Annotated in this window: 15 protein-coding genes and 1 pseudogene; 7 read left to right on the top strand and 9 right to left on the bottom strand. The window is 71.4% G+C overall.

What is annotated here, in order from left to right; genetic code table 11:
- Nucleotides 1–44: 44 nt before the first annotated feature.
- The 6 genes from ACN28A_RS13535 to ACN28A_RS13510 form a co-directional block, all read right to left on the bottom strand.
- A complete protein-coding gene (locus tag ACN28A_RS13535) occupies nt 45–458 on the bottom strand; it encodes a zf-TFIIB domain-containing protein (RefSeq protein ID WP_421395476.1) in 414 nt (137 codons plus the stop codon).
- A 19-nt stretch (nt 459–477) separates the two neighbouring features.
- Nucleotides 478–1,113: a phosphoribosyltransferase gene (locus ACN28A_RS13530; protein ID WP_421395474.1), complete on the bottom strand. Its 636-nt coding sequence runs from the start codon at nt 1,111–1,113 to the stop codon at nt 478–480.
- A 138-nt stretch (nt 1,114–1,251) separates the two neighbouring features.
- On the bottom strand, nt 1,252–1,620 hold the full coding sequence (gene crcB, locus ACN28A_RS13525; RefSeq protein ID WP_421395473.1) for a fluoride efflux transporter CrcB: 369 nt from the start codon (nt 1,618–1,620) through the stop codon (nt 1,252–1,254).
- A 37-nt stretch (nt 1,621–1,657) separates the two neighbouring features.
- Nucleotides 1,658–2,170 (bottom strand): fluoride efflux transporter CrcB, encoded by a 513-nt coding sequence (gene crcB, locus ACN28A_RS13520; protein ID WP_421395472.1) that lies wholly within the window; start codon nt 2,168–2,170, stop codon nt 1,658–1,660.
- The gene (locus ACN28A_RS13515) at nt 2,167–3,666 is read right to left on the bottom strand and encodes a glycosyltransferase 87 family protein (RefSeq protein ID WP_421395470.1); all 1,500 of its coding nucleotides are present in this window, start codon (nt 3,664–3,666) and stop codon (nt 2,167–2,169) included. The genes crcB (ACN28A_RS13520) and ACN28A_RS13515 overlap by 4 nt, the downstream gene beginning before the upstream one ends.
- Nucleotides 3,667–3,838: 172 nt before the next feature.
- Nucleotides 3,839–6,358 (bottom strand): putative bifunctional diguanylate cyclase/phosphodiesterase, encoded by a 2,520-nt coding sequence (locus ACN28A_RS13510; RefSeq protein ID WP_421395469.1) that lies wholly within the window; start codon nt 6,356–6,358, stop codon nt 3,839–3,841.
- A gap of 711 nt (nt 6,359–7,069) precedes the next feature.
- On the opposite strand from ACN28A_RS13510, the pseudogene ACN28A_RS13505 reads away from it, so the two are divergent.
- The 6 genes and pseudogenes from ACN28A_RS13505 to ACN28A_RS13480 form a co-directional block, all read left to right on the top strand.
- Nucleotides 7,070–8,677 (top strand): annotated as a pseudogene (locus ACN28A_RS13505) (BTAD domain-containing putative transcriptional regulator); the annotation flags it as partial.
- Between the two features lie 976 nt (nt 8,678–9,653).
- Nucleotides 9,654–10,124, top strand: a complete 471-nt coding sequence (locus tag ACN28A_RS13500; protein WP_421395467.1) for a tetratricopeptide repeat protein — start codon at nt 9,654–9,656, stop codon at nt 10,122–10,124.
- Nucleotides 10,125–11,099: 975 nt separating this feature from the next.
- Nucleotides 11,100–11,663, top strand: coding sequence for a cyclic pyranopterin monophosphate synthase MoaC (gene moaC / locus ACN28A_RS13495; protein WP_421395466.1), 564 nt, complete (start codon nt 11,100–11,102; stop codon nt 11,661–11,663).
- Nucleotides 11,660–12,142 (top strand): MogA/MoaB family molybdenum cofactor biosynthesis protein, encoded by a 483-nt coding sequence (locus ACN28A_RS13490; protein WP_421395465.1) that lies wholly within the window; start codon nt 11,660–11,662, stop codon nt 12,140–12,142. The genes moaC and ACN28A_RS13490 overlap by 4 nt, the downstream gene beginning before the upstream one ends.
- A gap of 95 nt (nt 12,143–12,237) precedes the next feature.
- Nucleotides 12,238–13,497 (top strand): molybdopterin molybdotransferase MoeA, encoded by a 1,260-nt coding sequence (locus ACN28A_RS13485; protein WP_421395463.1) that lies wholly within the window; start codon nt 12,238–12,240, stop codon nt 13,495–13,497.
- Nucleotides 13,498–13,507: 10 nt separating this feature from the next.
- Nucleotides 13,508–13,981, top strand: coding sequence for a molybdenum cofactor biosynthesis protein MoaE (locus ACN28A_RS13480; protein ID WP_421395462.1), 474 nt, complete (start codon nt 13,508–13,510; stop codon nt 13,979–13,981).
- A 46-nt stretch (nt 13,982–14,027) separates the two neighbouring features.
- On the opposite strand, the gene ACN28A_RS13475 is transcribed toward ACN28A_RS13480, so the two are convergent.
- Entirely contained in the window at nt 14,028–15,482 is a 1,455-nt protein-coding gene (locus ACN28A_RS13475) for a glycosyltransferase 87 family protein (RefSeq protein WP_421395461.1), read from the bottom strand.
- Nucleotides 15,483–15,752: 270 nt separating this feature from the next.
- Nucleotides 15,753–16,298 (bottom strand): DoxX family membrane protein, encoded by a 546-nt coding sequence (locus ACN28A_RS13470; RefSeq protein WP_421395459.1) that lies wholly within the window; start codon nt 16,296–16,298, stop codon nt 15,753–15,755.
- Nucleotides 16,299–16,381: 83 nt separating this feature from the next.
- Between ACN28A_RS13470 and ACN28A_RS13465 the strand changes: the two genes are divergently transcribed.
- A complete protein-coding gene (locus tag ACN28A_RS13465) occupies nt 16,382–16,921 on the top strand; it encodes a GNAT family N-acetyltransferase (RefSeq protein WP_421395458.1) in 540 nt (179 codons plus the stop codon).
- 66 nt (nt 16,922–16,987) lie between these two features.
- On the opposite strand, the gene ACN28A_RS13460 is transcribed toward ACN28A_RS13465, so the two are convergent.
- Nucleotides 16,988–18,277: an ATP-binding protein gene (locus ACN28A_RS13460; RefSeq protein ID WP_421395457.1), complete on the bottom strand. Its 1,290-nt coding sequence runs from the start codon at nt 18,275–18,277 to the stop codon at nt 16,988–16,990.
- Between the last annotated feature and the right edge of the window lie 128 nt (nt 18,278–18,405).

The raw sequence follows: 18,405 nt of genomic DNA, 5'->3' as shown, positions 1-18,405 counted from the left end.
GGTCTCCCCGGGGAGCACCGGGACCGCCCTGCCGGCGGGACCGGTCAGTCGAAGAAGTCGTTCAGGAAGCTCTTCCGCTTCTTGTGCCGGTAGTGCCCGTGGTAGCCGTAGTGCGGCTGTCCGTGCTGCCCGTACGCGGGAGCCGGTGCCGGCGGGTAGCCGTGGCCGGGCGGTGGCGGCGGCGGTGGCGGTGGCGGTGCGTGGCTCGGACCACCGTAGGCGGGCTGGTGCGGTGCCGGGGGAGGGGGAGGCGGCGGATATCCGGCGCCCGGGGCGGATGCGGGTCGCGGCGCCTGGGACTGCTGCTGGCTCCAGTTGGCCTCGGCCTCGAACAGCTTCTCCAACTCGCCACGGTCCAGGAAGATGCCACGGCATTCGGTGCACTGGTCGACCGTGACGCCGCTGCGCTCGTACTGCCGCATCTCGCCACGGCACTTCGGACAGGTCATCTGCATCACTCGACGGTACCCGGTCGGGTCACCGAGGTCCCGTCAGCGCGGCCACCACTTCCGCGTCCGGCACCTCGTGGAAGTCGTCGTAGTACCGGCTGACGGCGCCGAAGTCGGCCGGCCGCTCCGGGCAGACGACCTCGTCGGCGGCTCGGCTGAGCAGGTCGTACGCCTGCGGCGCCCCGACCGGGACGGCGAGCACCACCCGTCGGGCACCCAACTGCCGGGCGACACCGACGGCGGCCCGCGCGGTGGCACCGGTGGCCAGCCCGTCGTCGACGACCACCGCGATCCGGCCGTCCAGCCGCAGCGGGGGACGGCCGGACCGGTAGAGCCGTTCGCGCCGTTCCAGTTCGGCGGTCTCGGCCCGGACGACCTGCTCCACCTCCTCCGGGCCCAGCCGGTCGGCGATCTCCTCGTTGAGTACCCGCAGCCCGCCGGGCCCGACCGCCCCGAAGGCCACCTCGGGTGCCTCCGGCAGCCCGAGCTTCCGGACCACGAGTACGTCCAGCGGGGCGCCGAGCCGCTGCGCCACCGCCGCCGCCACCGGTACGCCGCCCCGGACCAGGCCGAGGACGACGGCGTCGGGGTCGCCGGTGATCGAACCGAGCCGGTCGGCGAGTACGGCACCGGCGTCCGCCCGATCCCGATAGGTCGCGTCCATGCCTCAGGTTTACGCCCCGTCGGCCGTCTCCGCTCGGTAGGCCGCACAGAAAGCCGCGTCCGGGCGCGGTGCCCGCCGGGGCCAGCAGGGCGCTTCAACCGTCGAGTGCGGCCGGGCCGGGACATCCCGGCCGGGTGGCTATCCGAGGTTGCCGAGCCACCAGCCGAGGGCGGCGGCGGCGAGCCCGGCGGCGAGGGTGGCCAGCACGTTCAGCAGCGCCCGGCGGTGGCCGGCCGGCCCGTCCCGGAGCAGCTGCACGGTCTCGTAGCCGAACGTCGAATAGGTGGTGAGCGCGCCGCAGAAGCCGGTGCCGACCAGCGCGCCGAGCCAGCCCGGCAGGGTGGCGCCCGCCCCGGCCAGCAGGCCCAGCACCAGCGAGCCGACCACGTTGACGGCGAAGGTCGCCCACGGCGCGGGGCGCGACCGGCGCTCCACCAGCCAGTTGACGGTGAGCCGGCCGGTCGCCCCGGCCGCGCCCCCGACCAGCACCGCCACCCAGATCAACATTGTCGTCCCGGCGAGCGTCGCCGTTCCGCCGCGCCGGTCACGGCCGCACCCGGTCCGCGAGCCACATGCCGAGGCGCACCGCCAGCAGCGCCCCGGCGAGCGTGCCGAGCAGGTAGCCGACGGCGGCACCGGGTCGGCCGGCCGCGAGCAGTCCCCGGGTCTCCACGGCGTAGGTGGAGAAGGTGGTGAAGCCGCCCAGGATCCCGGTGCCGAGGAACGGCCGGACCAACCGGTGCGGGGCGGCGGCGGTGGTGACGAGCCGCATCAGCAGCCCGATCAGGGCACAGCCGGCGAGGTTTGTCAGCAGGGTCGCCCACGGTACGCCGGCCGGGGCGTGCGGCCAGAGCACCGCCAGCCCGTACCGGCCGGCCGAGCCGAGCGCCCCGCCGAGGGCGACGGCGGCGAAGACGTCCCAGCCGGGCCGACCCGGCAGCGCGGATGGCTCGTCGGGCCCGTCTGGTTCGCCGGACCCGGCGCGGCGGTCCGGGTCGACAGGGCGGTCCGGGTCGGCGCGGCGGTCCGGGTCGACGGGGTGGCCGTGGGCGTTCACGAGCTCCTTGCCGGCGTTTCCCGGGTGGTCGCCGATGCCGGGTCCGCGTCCCCGCTGGTGGCGGCCGTGTGCTCGGGCTCAGGGGTGGCGGCGAGCCGGAGAGCGGGGACCCAGGCCAGGAAGGCGACCGGATAGAGCAGGTACCCGAACCGGGTCGACGGCATCAGCAGGATCGCGGCGAGCAACCCGTACCCGCAGAAGAGCGCGGCGGAGGCGGCCGTGCGTGGCGGACGGCGCAGTAGCAGCACGGCGATCAGCAGCCCGGTCGCGACCAGCAGCCCGGCGGCCACCACCCGGCCGGCCGGCAGCGACTGCGCGATCAGGTAGCCGGGGAACGGCGAGGCGGCCGGGCTGTTGACCAGGCCGTGTCCGAGCGGGAAGCGCAGCACGTTCTCGACCAGTGCCGCCGAGTCCACGAGCTGGGCCGGGACCAGCGCGACGACGGGCAGCCCGAGTGCCCCGACGGCCAGCCGCAGTCCTGGCCGGCGGCCCCGGACGGCGGCGTGCACCAGCAGCACCAGCCCGACCGGCCAGGCGAAGAGCTTAAGTGCCGCCGCAAGCCCGACCGCCAGCCCGGCGCCGACGAAGCGGTCCCGGGCGGCGTAGCCGAGGGCGAGCAGGCAGAGCGCGAGGACCGGCAGGTCGTCGCCGCCGGTGGCCAGGGTCAGCGCGCAGACCGGCAGTACCGTCGCGAGCTGTACCGCCCGGACCAGCGCCGCGTCCCGGAGCGCCGACACCGCGCGACGGTCGCTGCCGCTCGTGCTGTCGTGGTCGTTGTTGTGGTCGCTGTCGCGTTCGTTGTTGCCGCGCGCCGGTGCCGGGCCCGCGTCGCGAGGGGCAGGTGCCGGGACCGCCGGGCGGCGCAGCAGCAGCACCGCCAGGCCGAGCGCGACGGCGGTGGCCACGGCGAACCAGATCCGGGCGTCCGTCCACCAGGCGGTCCCGGCGAGGGCGCGGGGCAGCCCGAAGAGGGCCATGCCCGGCTGGTACGGGGTGTAGCCGAGAAGTTGCTCGCCCCCGGGCAGCGCCGCGATGGCGTCCCGGGTGAGGTACGGCGTGCCGTGCTCGACCAGCCGGGCGCCGGAGTTCTCGACCACCACCACCTCCTCCTGGGCGCGGTCGAGCCGTCCGCCGACCCGCTCGACCGCCTGCCAGACGAGCGGCAGCAGGGCGGTGGCGACCCAGGTGAGGACGGTCAACCCGCCCCGGGCGGCGGTGCCGGCGAGCCACGAGCCGGGCCGGCTGCGCCGGACGAGCAGCTGTCCGAGCACCAGGATGCTGGCGGCGAGGTAGCCGAACGCGGCGACGCTTCCCCAGGCACGGTGCGGCAGCAGGGTGGAGGTGGCCGCGGTCAGCGCGGCGAATCCGGTGGAGAGGAGGTAGAGCACCAGGTCGGCGGCGAGGCCACCGGCGGCCCGGTCGGCCCGGCGCCAGTATCTCCGGCCTGCCGTTGCCCGGGTCGCCGCTGAATCGTCCCGTTCGTCCGTGCCACTCACGCGGGCAAGTCTGGCAGACGCGCCGAGTCGCACGCCGTGGGTTACGCCGCCAGCCGCGGCATCGCTCCGTCGCGGGTGCCTTCGTCACCCCGGCAGGTGCGGCGCAGCGGTGGTGGCGCGTGCCTTTGCCGGGCCGGCAGGTGTGGCGCAGCGGCGGTGGCGCCGGCCTCTGTCAGGCCGGCAGGTGCGGCAGGCGTTCGGCGCGGCGCGGGCCGGGGCGGCGGCCGGGCGAGAGCCGGACCACGGAGCCCTGGTCGTGCAGGGCGGGAGCCAGCGTGCCGGGACGACCGCCGGCCCCCTGGTGCAGGGCGGCGAGCAGCCGGGCGGCCGGCATCGGCCGGGCGAAGAGGTGCCCCTGCCCGGCGGCGCAGCCCAGCTCCCAGAGCGCCCGCCGCTGCGGCTCGCTCTCCACGCCCTCGGCCACCACGCTCAGGTTGAGGCTGCGTCCCAGGTCGACCGTGGACCGGATCACGGCGGCGGCCTCGGCCGAGGTCTCCATCGCGGTGACGAACCCCCGGTCGATCTTCAATTCGTGTACGGGAATCCGGGACAGCACCGACAGCGACGAGTACCCGGTGCCGAAGTCGTCCAGGGCGAGTTGGATCCCGGCGTCCCGCAACTGCCCGAGCACCTGGTCGACCACCTCGAGCTGGCTGAGCGTCAGCGTCTCGGTCAGTTCCAGCACCAGCCGGTCCGGCGGCAGGTCGTGCGCACGCAGCCGGGCCAGTACCGAGCTGGGGAACCGGGCGTCCAGCAGGCTGCGCGGCGAGACGTTCACCGCCACCGGCAGGTCGAACCCGGCCTCCCGCCAGGTGTTGACGGCGATCAGCGACTGGTCGAGTACGGCTTCGGCGAACGCCGGCAGCAGCCCGGACCGCTCCACCGTCTCCAGGAACCGCAGCGGGTCGATGGTGCCCCGGGCGGGATGCCGCCACCGGGCCAGCGCCTCGGCCGCGACCACCTCACCGCTGCCGAGGTCGACGATCGGCTGGAAGTTGACGGTGAACTCCTGGTCGGCGACGGCCCGGGGCAGGTCCCCGCCGAGCGAGAGCCGGCCGAGGTCGGCGGTGTCCCGGGCCGGGGCGTACGTGGCGATCCGCCGTCCGGCCCGCTTCGCCTGGTACATCGCCACGTCGGCGCGGCGCAGCAGTTCGGTCATCCCGCCGCTGCCGGGCGCGACCGCGATGCCGCCGCTGGCCTCGACGCTGATCCGCATCCCGTCCAGCTCGATCGGCTCGTGCAGCGCGCTGAGCAGCGCCTCGGCCCGGTGCGCGGCGACCGCCGGTGCGGGCAGGCCGTGGAAGAGCACCGCGAACTCGTCGCCGCCGAGCCGGGCGACCAGGTCCTCGCCGTGTACGGCACCGCGCAGCCGCTCGGCCACCTGGATGAGTACCCGGTCGCCGGCCGCGTGTCCGAGGGTGTCGTTGACCTCCTTGAAGTGGTTGAGGTCGATCAGCAGCAGCGCGACGACCCCCTCGGTGCGGCGCTGCCCGAGCTGCGCGGCGCCCCGGTCGAGCAGGTGTCGCCGGTTGGCCAGGCCGGTGAGCGCGTCGTGTGCGGCGGCGTGCGCGTGCTCCTCGGCCACCCGGTTCAACTCGGCGTACGCGGACGCGTTGCGGACCGCCGTGCAGAGCGCCGAGGCGAAGGTACGCAGGGTGTACTGCTCCCGCTCCGACAACTTCACCGGCCCCCGGAAGCGCAGTCGCAGCATCCCGATGTGACTCCCGTCGTACCCCTTCATCTCGATCGGGACGACCGATCCGTTCACCGTCGAGGGCTCTGCGGCGAGCCCGTCGTACGTGACGGTCTCGCTGTTACCCCGCACGGTACGCCCGGTCGCCCGCAACTCCACCTCGACCTCGTCGGCGGAGAAGAGGTTGGCGGCCTGGGCGACGGCCGTGTGCAGTACGGCATTGATGTCCACCACGTTGAGCGCGTCCGTGGTGTGCGCCAGGTCCTGCCACGCCTGCCGTTCGGCCCGCGCCCGCACCCGCGTCGAGTACGCCAGGTGCAGGCTGAGCGCCAGCGGCGGCACCGCCACCAGCAGCCAGGTCTGGACCTGGAGGAGGATCAAGGTCAGGACGGTCACGACGAATCGCACGCCGTAGCCGATGAGTCTGAGGTCCCAGTTGGAGGTGAACTGCCGGAGGATCTTCCGCCGGGCCGCCAACGCGAGGACGGGCATCGCGACGATCTCGTCGACGAGTGCGGCGACGGCGTACGCCAGGGCGACTGGGGCGATCATGTGATGCAAGGTGGTGGGCGTCCATACCCAGTCGATGAGTGACAGCGTGGTGCCGGCTGCGGCGGCCACCAGCATGTTCTTACTGACGTTGAATATCGTCTTAACCAAAGATGAACGATGGATCCGACTCGAGATTACAAGGCTGATCCCGGTGCAGAGCACCACCCACGATGTTGGCGCGACGGCCACACCGATCACGATCGCGGTGTCGTTCCAGGTAATGGCGTGCGTGGTGGAGCGGATGCGGATCGGTGCCCGCACGTTCGCACTCACCGTGATCATAACGATGAGCGCCAGCGCCATCACGAGGTCGCTCGTGGACCGGGGTGGCTGGGGAATCCGCAGCACGGACCACACTGTCGCGACCGCTGCGAAAACAGCGACGAGACCGAGGAGCGGCACCAGCCGCTGATCGGTCTCGTTGTCGAGGCGCTGTCCCTGGCTCACATCGGTTCCTCAACGTCACCGAACCCTGGTGGTCAGTAACGGTAGCAACCTGACGTGCGCTGTGTGACGGGTCCTATCTCCTAGTACCAGTCGTTGGAACGCATCGGCCCTGCTCCCTTCACGGTGGGGGTGTCCGCGAGCAACCAAATTGTTCGATTAGTCCCCGTCGCTTGTTGCTCTCGATCGATGGTTGAAGCTTAGGACCAGAAGCAGACGGTTAGCGACAATAAATGTCGCTATAATCAGTATTAGTCAACTAGCGCCTGATTCGTCACGCTCTGTCCATATCCCCGAAACTCAGAGCGCCAGTTCGGGCCCTTCGTGGCGGGCTGAACCGCCCACTTTCCAGAGGTACCCGCCGGGGTTGGCTTGAGCCTCGCCCGGAATCAGCGACTCGGTCGTAAGGGGTGATGGTCTGGTAGGGATCGGCGGGGCATGCACTCGACCCGACTGGCATCGAGTGTCGACCGAGTCTTGCTGCGTCTCCATCAGGTGACCTGGTAGAACTCGCTTCGTGTCGATCTGCTGACCCTGGGTTCCGGTCCCGGATGGGCCACCGATGCTCCCAGAAGGCCGTCTCATTGTGTCGAACTACGTGTGACACCACCGGAAGACGTCGAATGACGTCGGTGAATGTATCTGTGTGTCCGTCGATACACTGCGGGGGGTCACCTGTTCGCCTCGTCCTTTTTGTGCGTCTTGGGGTCGTAGATGATCGAGGTTCGGCTTCTCGGGCCGGTGCAGGTCCGCTCTGACGGCGAGTCGCTGCCCCTCGGCCCACCGAAGCAGCAGACGGTGTTGGCGATGTTGGCGATCCGCCCGGGGCGGATGGTGACTTTGGGGGAGTTGATCGACGAGCTGTGGCCGGCCACGGCGCCGGCGTCAGCTGTCGCGAACGCCCGCAGCTACGCGGCGCGCCTGCGGCGGACGTTCGACCAGGCGGACGCGACCAGAGAACTGTTGGCCCGATCCGGTCCCGGCTACGAACTCCGGGTCCTTCCGGACGACATCGACCTGATCGCCTTCGAGGCGGAGTGCCAGCAGGCCGGCGAGGCTCTCGCGGTCGGGGATCTGTCCCGCGCCGATGACCTGCTGCGCCGCGCCGAGAACCGATGGCGGGGACCGATGCTGTCGGGCGTACCGCTCGGACCTGTGCTCTCGGCACGGTGCACGACGGCGCTCGAGCAGCGATTCGGCCTGGTCGAGCAGCGGGCCGAGCTGCACCTGGCCGCAGGACGGCCCCGCCTCGCCATCCCACTGCTCCGGGACCACCTGCGGGCCAGTCCACTCCGGGAACATGGCCATGCCCTGCTGATCCGGGCCCTCTACGAGGACGGTGACGTGCCGGCCGCCCTGGCGGCGTTCGCCACCGCACGGTCGGAGCTGGTCGACCAACTCGGCATCGAGCCCGGCGACGAACTGCAACAACTGCACAAGGCAGTACTTAATCGCGATCCTGCTCTGGAGCGACTCCAGACCACCACCCGACAGGCGCAAACCGGCTCGCCGATCGTGCCGGATGCGCCGATCCTCGATTCCTTTGCGGGTGTCGGTCCAGAGCCGGGGGTGCCGTCCTGCTGGCTCCCCCGGGCCGTCACGGACTTCACCGGGCGGACCGAGACGTTACGCAAACTGACGGAGGCCGTGGAACAGGCGAGGGCGACCGCGCCCGTTATACATGTCATAAACGGAATGGCCGGGATCGGCAAGACCGCGCTCGCCGTACACCTGGCTGGTCGGCTCGCTGGCCGCTATCCCGACGCGCAGCTATTCATCGACCTCCACGGACATAGCAGCAGCGCCCCGATGGAGCCGGCGGCCGCCTTGGTCACCCTACTTCGGCAGCTCGGCGTGCCGGCAGGCCGAATTCCAGCCGATCTTGATCACCGAGCTGCTTTGTGGCGGGCAGTACTGACCGCCCGCCGAGTCATCGTCCTGCTGGACAACGCCGGCAGTCGCAAGCAACTCGAACCCTTGCTGCCGTCCGCACCTGGAGCACTGGTGCTGGTGACCAGCCGTCACCGACTGCTCGCCGGTGAGGGCATCGTCCCGGAATCCCTACCAGTCCTTTCCCAGAACGAAGCGGTCGAACTGCTGACGACGGTTGTCGGGCCCGAACGCATCCGAGTCGAGGCGGAGTCCGCAGTTCACGTGGTGCGCAGGTGCGGGTACCTGCCATTGGCACTGCGACTGGCGGATGCTCGCCTAGCGCACCGACCCGGGTGGAAGGTCCGGGATCTTGCGGAGCGGCTCGACCGGGATTTGGCGGTGCTTGGCGAACTCTCTGTGGAGGACCAAAGCCTGGCGAGCGTCTTCGCGCTCTCGTACGAACCACTTCGACCGCCCGTGCAGCGGATGTTTCGGCTATTGGGCCTCTACCCGGGTGAGTCGTTTCGAATGACCGTGGCTGCGGCACTCAGCGGTCTGCCGCTGGCGGATGCCGAATCCGCTCTCTCTGAGTTGGTGGATCGGCACCTTGTCGACGAGCCCAGTGCCGGGCGCTTTCGCCTGCACGACCTAATTCGTCAGTACGCCCATCACCTTGCCGTCACGACCGACTCCGAGGCGCAGCGTCGACAGGCGCTCGAACAGCTTCTCGACCACTACCTGCAGATCGTGGCCGTCGTGTCGGAGATGTTGACGCTACCTCCGCAGAACCTACGAATGCCGCTAGGTGCACCGATGCGTCAGGATCTCCTAGCGGCTGCGGTACCCGATACAAGCTTGATGGAACAGGAGCGGGTCAATATACGCTCGCTTATCCGCCTTGCTGTGGAGGGCGGGTACGGAAACTACGGGTGGTTGCTGCCTCGACTTACATGGAGGTTCTACTACATCGGGGGGTACTCGGACGAGATTATCGAGACCCACCGCCTAGGTCTTCAAGCGGCCACTCGGGCTGGAGATGCGGCCGCCACTGCGATGATGCACAATTACATCGCTTCCGGCTATCTCAATCTCTCTGACTATCAAGCGGCTATCCAACACGTGCAGAAGTCGATCGAACTGAGGAAGAACGTCGGCGACAGAGCTGGAGAACAGAGCAGCTGGGCGAACCTGGCGGTCGTCTTCACAAGAATAGGCCGTATCGGGGAATCCGTCGATATACTTCAGCAGGTGCGGCGGGAGGGTATGACCTTCATCGGAACAAACCTCGGAACATCACTGATGCTGCTCGGCAGATACGAGGAAGCGCTTCGCGTCCAGCGAATCACCATGTTCGCGGCAATCGACTTCAAAGAAGAGCTTCGCCGTTGCGCAGGACCTGGGCAATCTAGGGGCGATCCGATTGCGTATGGGCTACCCCGTGCAGGCAGCACGATTGATCAAGGCGTCTCTGGCGCTCCGAAAACGAGTGGGTCATCGGAATGGCGAAGCCGGCGCGATCAACGAGCTCGGCAGCGCGTACCGCCAGATGGGCCGGCTGGCCGAGGCCCAACAACTGCACCGGAGGGCGATAGCCGCAGCCGCCGATGCTGGGGAGCGGGACGTCGAGTCGGCAGCGCTGAATGATCTAGGACTTACTCTGTCGGCGACAAGCCGGCAACCAGAAGCGTTGGAAGCACACCGGCGTGCACTCGAACTCGCTACCCGGATAAGCCATCCATACGAGCAGGGGCGGGCGCTGGCTGCGATGGCGGGCTGCCTGCAACCGCACGACCAGGCTGAGGCGCGTCGCCACTGGGAGCGAGCGCTGACCATATTTCAGAAGTTGGGCGTACCGGAGCGCTTCGAAGCTCAGCGTCGTATTGCCATGCTGACCTAGTACGAGCGGTACCGGTCCAACCAGGCCGTAGGTCAACGCCTAGCCCTTACCTGCCTGGCGGCCATGATCGAGTCGATGTGGACGACGTATCGACCGCGTATCGAGTTTCTATCGTCGGCACGGTTAGTTTCTTCCACGTCGGCCACGGGGGTTGTCCGGAAGACGGACAGACGGCGCGGGGACCGGCTGACGGTGATCGCCCCCCGGTCACCGCAGCGGGTGAGGGTGAGGGAGCGGGTACGGCTGTCGTGTGGCACTCGCGACAGAGTTCAGAATGGGGATCGCTCCCTCGCCCGAACCGCCCGACAGAGGTCGGAAGACGAACCGGACCCTGCCGCTCGAATTGACGTACTCTCAGATTGCGTGACCAGGGCCGTCACCTCGCGGAGCAGCTGATGACCGATCCAGTCCCTTCCGGGGCGGCGCGAGACTCTGCCGAGGCTGGCCGGCCGCCAGTACCGGGCGACCCGCCTGTCCGGCCGTCGCGTCGGTGGCTGACGGTCTGGAGCCTGTTCTTCGTGCTGGTGTGGATGAGGTGGGATGTCCCGGCGGCAGCTCAACGCTGGTACGCGCTGCTCCTGCTCGCGGTTGCGTCAGCGCTGCTGGTGGGCGCGATGCGCATCGACCGGAACGTCCCTTCGCCGTCGACGAGGAGCGGGTGGCGTGCCTGGGTGCTGTTCGCGACCGTCGCGATCCCGTCCTGTGCCGCCGTGGTCGGCGGCGGACTGACCCTACGGAGCCCTGCGGTTCCGTTCCCCTTCACGGCGAGCAGCATCGTGGTGGTAATCGGCGTGCTGGGGTGGACGAGCTGGTGGCGTCAGCGGCGGAAGAGGTAGCCCGTCACCAGGGAGAGGAAGGGGCAGCCGTCACCAAGGAGAGCTGGCCCGCTGCCGTGGCGAATCCGGACAGGACGGCGGCACGGCCCGTCGGCGGACGCGGGCGGGCGGCGCCGGCCCGGCCGGTAGGCTCGCGGACGTGACCGACCCCGCGCAGCTCGAGCAGACCCACCCCGCGCAGCCCGAGCACGGCGAGCGCGCGCGACCGGAGCAGACCGACCCCGCACAGCTCACCCACGTCGACGCCGCCGGGTCGGCCCGGATGGTCGACGTCGCCGCCAAACCGGTTTCGGTGCGCCGGGCCGTCGCGGCAGGCCGGCTGCGGACCACGACCGAGGTTGTCGACCTGCTGCGCCGGGACGGGCTGCCGAAGGGTGACGCGCTGGCGGTCGGCCGGCTCGCCGGCATCATGGGCGCGAAACGCACCCCGGACCTGATCCCGCTCTGCCATCCGATCGCGTTGCACGGGGTCACCGTCGACCTGGAGCCCGGCGACGACACGGTCGAGATCACCGCGACGGTCCGGACCGCCGACCGGACCGGCGTGGAGATGGAGGCGCTGACCGCCGTGGCCACCGCCGGGCTCGCGCTGATCGACATGGTCAAGGCCGTCGACCCGGCCGCCAGCATCGAGGGGGTGCGCGTGTTGCGCAAGGAAGGCGGCAAGACCGGCGACTGGAACCGGCCGGCGGACCGGCCGTGATCCGGGCGAGGGTGGTCGTCGCCTCCAACCGCGCCGCCACCGGCGTCTACACCGACACCAGCGGCCCGCTGCTGGTCGAGGGCCTGACGAAGCTCGGCTGCCAGGTCGACGAGCCGGTGGTGGTGCGCGACGGCGATCCCGTCGGCGTCGAGTTGCGCCGTGCCGCGGCCGAAGGCGTCGACGTGGTGCTGACAAGTGGCGGCACCGGCGTCAATCCGACCGACCGGACCCCCGACGTGACCCGGGAACTGCTCGACTACGAGATCCCGGGCATCGCCGAGGCGATCCGGGCACACAGCCGGCACAAGGTGCCGACGGCCGCGCTCTCCCGTGGCCTGGCCGGCGTTCTCGGCCGGATGCTCGTGGTCAACCTGCCGGGTTCGACCGGCGGTGCCAGGGACGGGCTCGCCGTACTCGGGCCGATCCTCGGGCACGCGGTCGACCAGCTCCGCGGCGGCGACCATCCGCGTACCGACTGAACTCGTCGGCGGGTGGTCGTACCGCGAGGATAGGCTCGGACGGTGAACGTGAGGAGCGGGCAGCAGGCCCCGGGACGTGCGACGGACGGGGCGTCATGACTGCCGAGACCGCCGTCGCGAGCGATTCGTCGACCGTGCCGCCGACGCTGGGCTGGGCGCAGGCCCGGTCCCGGGTGTACGAGGCCGGCGTCGCCGCCGCATCGGAGCCGGTCGAACTGCCGGTCGCCGAGGCGGACGGCCAGACCCTCGCCGAGCCGCTGATCACCCTCACCGACCTGCCGGCGTTCCCGACGTCGAGCGTGGACGGCTGGGCGGTGCGGGGCAGCGGGCCGTGGCGGGTCGTCGGACGGGTCCTCGCCGGCAGCACCCCGGCACCGCTCGCCGAGGACGGCACCGCCGTCGAGATCGCCACCGGTGCGATGCTGCCGGACGGTGCGACCGGAGTGCTCCGGGTCGAGGAGTCGACGCGGACGGCCGACGGGCTGGTCACCGGCACGCTCCGCTCGACGCCGGAGTGGCGGGCTCCGGGCGAGGAGGCGCACGCCGGGGAGGAGCTGCTGCCGGCCGGTACCCCGGTCGACCCCGGCGTGATCGGGCTGGCCGCCTCGTGCGGCTACGACACGCTCCGGGTCCGCCGGGCGCCCCGGGCCGCCCTGATCATCTTCGGCGACGAGCTGCTCACCACCGGCCGCCCCGGCGCCGGCCGGGTACGCGACTCGCTCGGCCCGGCCGTCCCCGGCTGGCTGCGCCGGTACGGCTGCTCAGTCGGCGCCGCCGACGTCGTCGGGCCGGTGGCCGACACCCTGGAGGCGCACGTCGAGGCGCTCCGCCAGGGGTTGCGCACCGCCGATCTCGTCTGCACCACCGGCGGCACCATGCACGGGCCGGTCGACCACCTGCATCCGGCGCTGCGCGAACTCGGCGCGGAATACGTGGTCAACACCGTTGCCGTACGCCCGGGTTTCCCGATGCTCGTCGCCCGGGTGACCGGGCCGGACGGCCGGGTCCGGTTCGTCGCCGGGCTGCCCGGCAATCCACAGTCGGCGATCGTCGCGATCGTCTCCCTGGTCGCCCCGCTGCTGGCCGGGCTGCGCGGCCGGGTGCTGCCGGAGCTGCCCCGGGTGACGCTGGCCGAGCCGGTGGCCGGACGTGGCGACCACACCCACCTGGCGCTGGTCCGGGTCGACCCGGCCGGCGACCTCGCCACCCCGGTCCGGCACGTCGGCTCGGCGATGCTGCGCGGCCTGGCCGGGGCGGCCGGGTTCGCCGTCATCGCCCCCGGCGGCAAGGGCGAGCCGGGTGACCGGGTGCCGCTCGTACCGTTGCCACTGCTGCCCGGCGAGCGCCCCCAGTGAGGAGTGTGAGATGAGCGTACGCAGCGAGCCCGCCGTCGAGACCGGAGCCGTGCCCGTGCCGTCCGGCACCCGGGTGCACGCCGCTGTCGGCACCGACCCGTTGGACGTGGCCGCCCACGAGTCCCTGGTCGCCGACGACGCCGCCGGGGCGGTGGTCTCGTTCCAGGGCGTGGTACGCGACCACGACGACGGCCGGTCGGTGCTCCGGCTGGAGTACGAGGGGCATCCGAGCGCCGCCGACGTGCTCCGGGAGGTGGCCGCCGAGATCGCGGCCGATCCGGACGTGCACGCGCTGGCGGTCTCGCACCGGCTCGGCCCGCTGGAGATCGGCGACGTGGCCCTGGTCGCGGCGGTGAGCACGGCGCACCGGGCGGCGGCCTTCGCGGCCTGCGCCCGGCTGGTCGACGAGGTCAAGGCCCGGCTGCCGGTGTGGAAGCGGCAGCTCTTCGCCGACGGCACCGAGGAGTGGGTGAACTGCCCCTGACCGGTGCGGCCGGGCTGCCGACCCGGCCGCGACGCTCCGCGCGCAGCTAGCGCTGGTCGGCCAGCCGGCGGTCGGACCGGGAGCGGTCGAACCGGGCGTGTTCGGCGTAGAACGCCGGCTCGGCACCGGGCCGCCACGGCAGCGCGGCGACCAGCAGGATGACCGCCAGGGCCAGCGAGTTCTCCATCAGGGCGCCGAAGAAGCCGTCCTGGTAGTGCGAGACCTCCGGCAGTTGGTGCTCGTACGGCCAGATCGGCGAGATCAGGAACAGCAGGTAGAGCCCGATCGCCGCCCCGCCGTGCCGTAGGCCGGTCAGGGTCGGGAACCAGATCGGGGCACGCAGCCCGGTCATCGCGGCCGGACCGGCGCCGGGGTTCGACAGTGGGTGCCGTGGTCCCCGGCTGGCCGTCCGGCGTCGGCTCGCGGCGTCGGCCAGGATCAGGATCGCCGGGATGACCCAGACCAGGTGGTGCGACCAGGAGATCGGGCTGATCACGTTTGTGGTGAGCCCGACCAGGGTGAAGGCGGTCAGCTCGTCGCCGTCGGCGTGCGAGTGCGAGGCGCGGGAGAGCCCGAGCGCCAGCAGCAGCATCGCGAACGCGAGCCAGAGCAGGGTGGGAGTCTCGATCGAGTCGTAGAGCCGGGCGAGCACCCCGGCCAGCGACTGGTTCGGCGTCATGTCGGCGGCGCCCACCCGCTCGGTCTGCCAGAGCACCGACATGAAGTAGGTGGTCGACTCGCGACCCGCGATCGCGAACGTACCGACGGTGACCGCGATCGCGGTGCCCACCGCGGTCATCGCGGCCCGCCACTGTCGGGTGATCAGCAGGTAGACGATGAAGAGCGCGGGGGTCAGCTTGATGGAGCTGGCCAGGCCGATCCCGACCCCGGCCCAGACGCCGCTGAAGAAGAGCCGGCGCAGTGGGCCGTCACCGGCGGCGACCCGGCTGCCGCGCCGGGCCCGCCAGCGCAACGCCACCAGGTCGGCCAGGACGAGGCCGAAGAGCAGCAGGTTGACCTGGCCGTAGCCGAGCGTCTCCCGGGCCGGCTCGATGGCGACCGCCATCGGCACGGCGAGACCGAGGGTGAACCAGAGGGACCAGCCGAGCCGGTCGGTGATCGGCTTGAGCAGCGCGGCGAGTACGACCGCCAGGGTCGCGACGCTGGCCACGATGTTGATCCAGCCGGCCAGGCCGAGCGGGATGCCCGCCATCGGCAGCATGACCAGGCCGGCGAAGGGCGGGTAGGTGAAACCGAGAGTGGTCCTGGGCGCGATGAAGTCGTAGAGCTCGTGCCCGCCCGCCCACCAGACCACCGCACCGTGGTAGATCTTCATGTCGAAGAAGTTGTACGGCCGTCCGAAGGTGCCGATGGCGAGCCAGGCGGCGTAGCAGACGACGGCGACTATGCCGATCCGTACGACTGCTCGACGGTCGATTCCACGAGCAAAGCGGCGGGCTGAGGCGAGGCGGCCTAGCCGTCTTTCGACGGTCGCCGGCATGGCGTGGCCACCCCCGTACCGATGTCGGTCTTCCGTCCAGGTCCTCCAAGGAGCCTAGAACGGCGTGTCACCTGAGTGCCTCCTGCGTTATGCGACCGTGTCCGATCCCACACTGGTTCGCGACATTTCCACCGCGTTAACGCAGGGAGTGCGGTTCAGGTGATTCACAGCCGCTCGGTGAGGTGAAACTAGCATATGTCCGGCATGGACCGTGGCCGGATCGGCGAACCCCGCCGTCAGCCGTGGGCCGGTCGGCTGCTGGTCGCCTGCTCAGCCCGGAAGTTTACGGGCTGCCGCCGCGGAACGTACGGCGATCCGTGCGTCCCGGCGGGCGGACCGGACCGCCCGGCGTACCCGCCGACGGCCGCCGTGCACCGCGTGACTGGTCCGCCAGCCGAGGCTGGGCCGGCCCTGCGTGTCGGCGGCCGCGAGCAGCAGGCCGCCCATCAGCCCGAGGTTCTTCATGAAGTGGATCTGGTGCAACCGCCGCTCCGCCGGATCCTCGTGCTCCCAGAACGGGTGCCCGGCCAGCGTGGTCGGCACCAGCGTGCCGGCCAGCAGCGCCGCGGCCGGCCGGGTGAAGTGCCCGGTGGCCAGCAGCAGTCCGCCGAGGAGCTGGGCGGCGCCGTTGGCCCGGACCAGACTCGTCGGGTCGGTCGGGATTCCCTCGTGGACGCCCTGCAACAGCGGGGTGACCTTGCCCGTCACCCGCTTCGCCCGGTCCACGTGCAGTTCGGGATTGGCCACGGCGCGGGCGCCGCTGACCACGAAGATCGTGCTCAACAGGGTGCGGGCCACGGTGCGTACGGGTTTCATGGGTCAAGTCTTACCCGTTCCAGGCGTCTTTCACCCGTCGAAGTGGGAGACTGGACGGCGCGTTCGCGGTACCGTCGCGAGCTGTGACGACCGTGCGTCTCCGCGCAGAGGGCCCCGCCGACGCCGTGGCGATCCGGCAACTGGTGGCGGAGGCGTTCGCCAGCCCGGACCACCGGCTGCCCGCGGAGGTACGCCTCGTCGAGGCGTTGCGGGGCACCGACGCCTGGATCCCCGAGCTGTCCATGGTGGCCGAGGTCGACGGCGAACTGGTCGGCTACGCCCTGCTCAGTCGGGTCGAGGTCTGGCCGGGCGCGATACCGGCGCTGGCGCTCGGCCCGGTGGCGGTGCGCCCGTCCCGACAGCGTCGCGGCTACGGACAGGACGTCGTCCGCGCCGCCCTGGACGCCGCCGCCGAACTCGGCGAGCGCCTGGTCGTGGTGCTCGGCAACCCCGCCTACTACCGCCGTTTCGGCTTCGCCCCGGCGGCCAGGTTCGGGTTGACGAGTCCCTGGTCCGGGCTGGGCGATCCGTGGCAGGCACTGGTGCTGCCCTCGGTGGACGGCTCCGACGATCCGGTGCGGGCCGGCGAAGTGACCTTCCCGGCGCCCTGGTCACAGCTGTGACGGGCGCCGGGCCGGCCGCGCCGGTGGTGCCGGCGCCGGCCCAGCCCGGCTGCGCGGCGGTGCCGGTCAGGCCGGCTGGGTGCGCAGGTACCGGCCGAAGTGCGGGACGGTGAAGGCCACCGTGCCACGCTCGCCGGAGTAGATCAGCCCCTTCTTGATCAGGGCGTCCCGGGCCGGCGAGAGGCTCGCCGGCTTGCGCCCGAGCGAGCGGGCGATCTCGGCGGTGGAGACGGCCGCGTCCAGGTCGTCCCGGAGCCCGCCGCCCGTTCCGCCGCCGGTACCGTCGCCGCCGGTGCCGTCCTCCCCCTCGGGCGTCTCGACCAGGGAGAGCGTCGCCATCGCCCGCATGTACTCCCGTTCCGCCGGGGTCGCCCGCTCGAACCGGGAGCCGAAGAACCCGACCGCCAACTCGGCTTCGGCCTCCGGCGCGGCGACCCGGACGTCGGCGGCGGTCACCGGGGACCGGGGCGCGGAGTCCCAGGTCGCCTTCCCGTACGCCTGGACGAAGTACGGGTAGCCGCCGGACTTCTCGTAGAGCAGGTCGAGGGCCTTCGGCTCGTACTCGACCTGCTCGCGGGCGGCCGGGGCACAGAGCGCCTGGTCGGCGGCGATCCGGTCCAGCCGGTCGATGCGCTGGTAACGGAAGAGCCGCTCCGAGTACGACTTCGCGGCGGAGAGTACCGCCGGCAGGTGCGGCAGCCCGGCGCCGACCACGATCAGCGGCGCGCCGAGCTGGGACAGCTCGTGGCAGGCCGCGCAGAGCCCGGAGACGTCCTCGGGGCCGAGGTCCTGCATCTCGTCGAGGAAGACCGCGACGCCGGTGCCGACGTCGGCGGCGACCTCGGCCGCGTCGGTGAAGAGTTCGACGAGGTCGATCTCGATGTCGCCGGAGTCCGCCCGCCCGCTCGCCGCCGGTACGTCGATGCCGGGTTGCCAGCGGTCCCGCAGCCGGGTCGCCCCGGCACCCCGGCCCGCACCGGTCGGCGCCGAGCGCAGTGCGAACGCCTTGAGTACGCCGAGGAAGTCGTCGATCCGGTCCGGTGCCCGGTGCCGGGGTGCCAGCTCCCGGATCGCCATGTGCAGGGCGGCGGCCACCGGGCGGCGGATCGACTGGTCCGGCCGGGCCTCGATCTTCCCGGTGCCCCAGAGTCGGGTGATCGCCTGGGAGCGGAGTGTGTTGAGCAGGACGGTCTTGCCGACGCCGCGCAGGCCGGTGAGGACCAGGCTGCGTTCCGGGCGGCCCCGTGCGATCCGTTCCAGCACGATGTCGAAGACCTCGAGCTCCCGGTCCCGCCCGGCGAGTTCGGGCGGGCGCTGGCCGGCGCCCGGCGCGTACGGGTTGCGGACCGGATCCACGTATCGCACGCTATCGGGCCGTCTAGCCGGGACGCTAGACATCCGTAGATCGGGGTATTCGTGTCGCGCCGGCCGGGTAGCCGGGCCGGGCCGCTTCCGGTGCCGTCGAGTGAAAACTAGGGCTGTCT

This window comes from Plantactinospora sp. WMMB782, assembly GCF_049179135.1.
In the GTDB taxonomy this organism is placed as follows: Bacteria; Actinomycetota; Actinomycetes; order Mycobacteriales; family Micromonosporaceae; genus Plantactinospora.
Note: the sequence above shows the minus strand (reverse complement) of the source record. Positions and strands in the feature narration are given on the sequence as shown.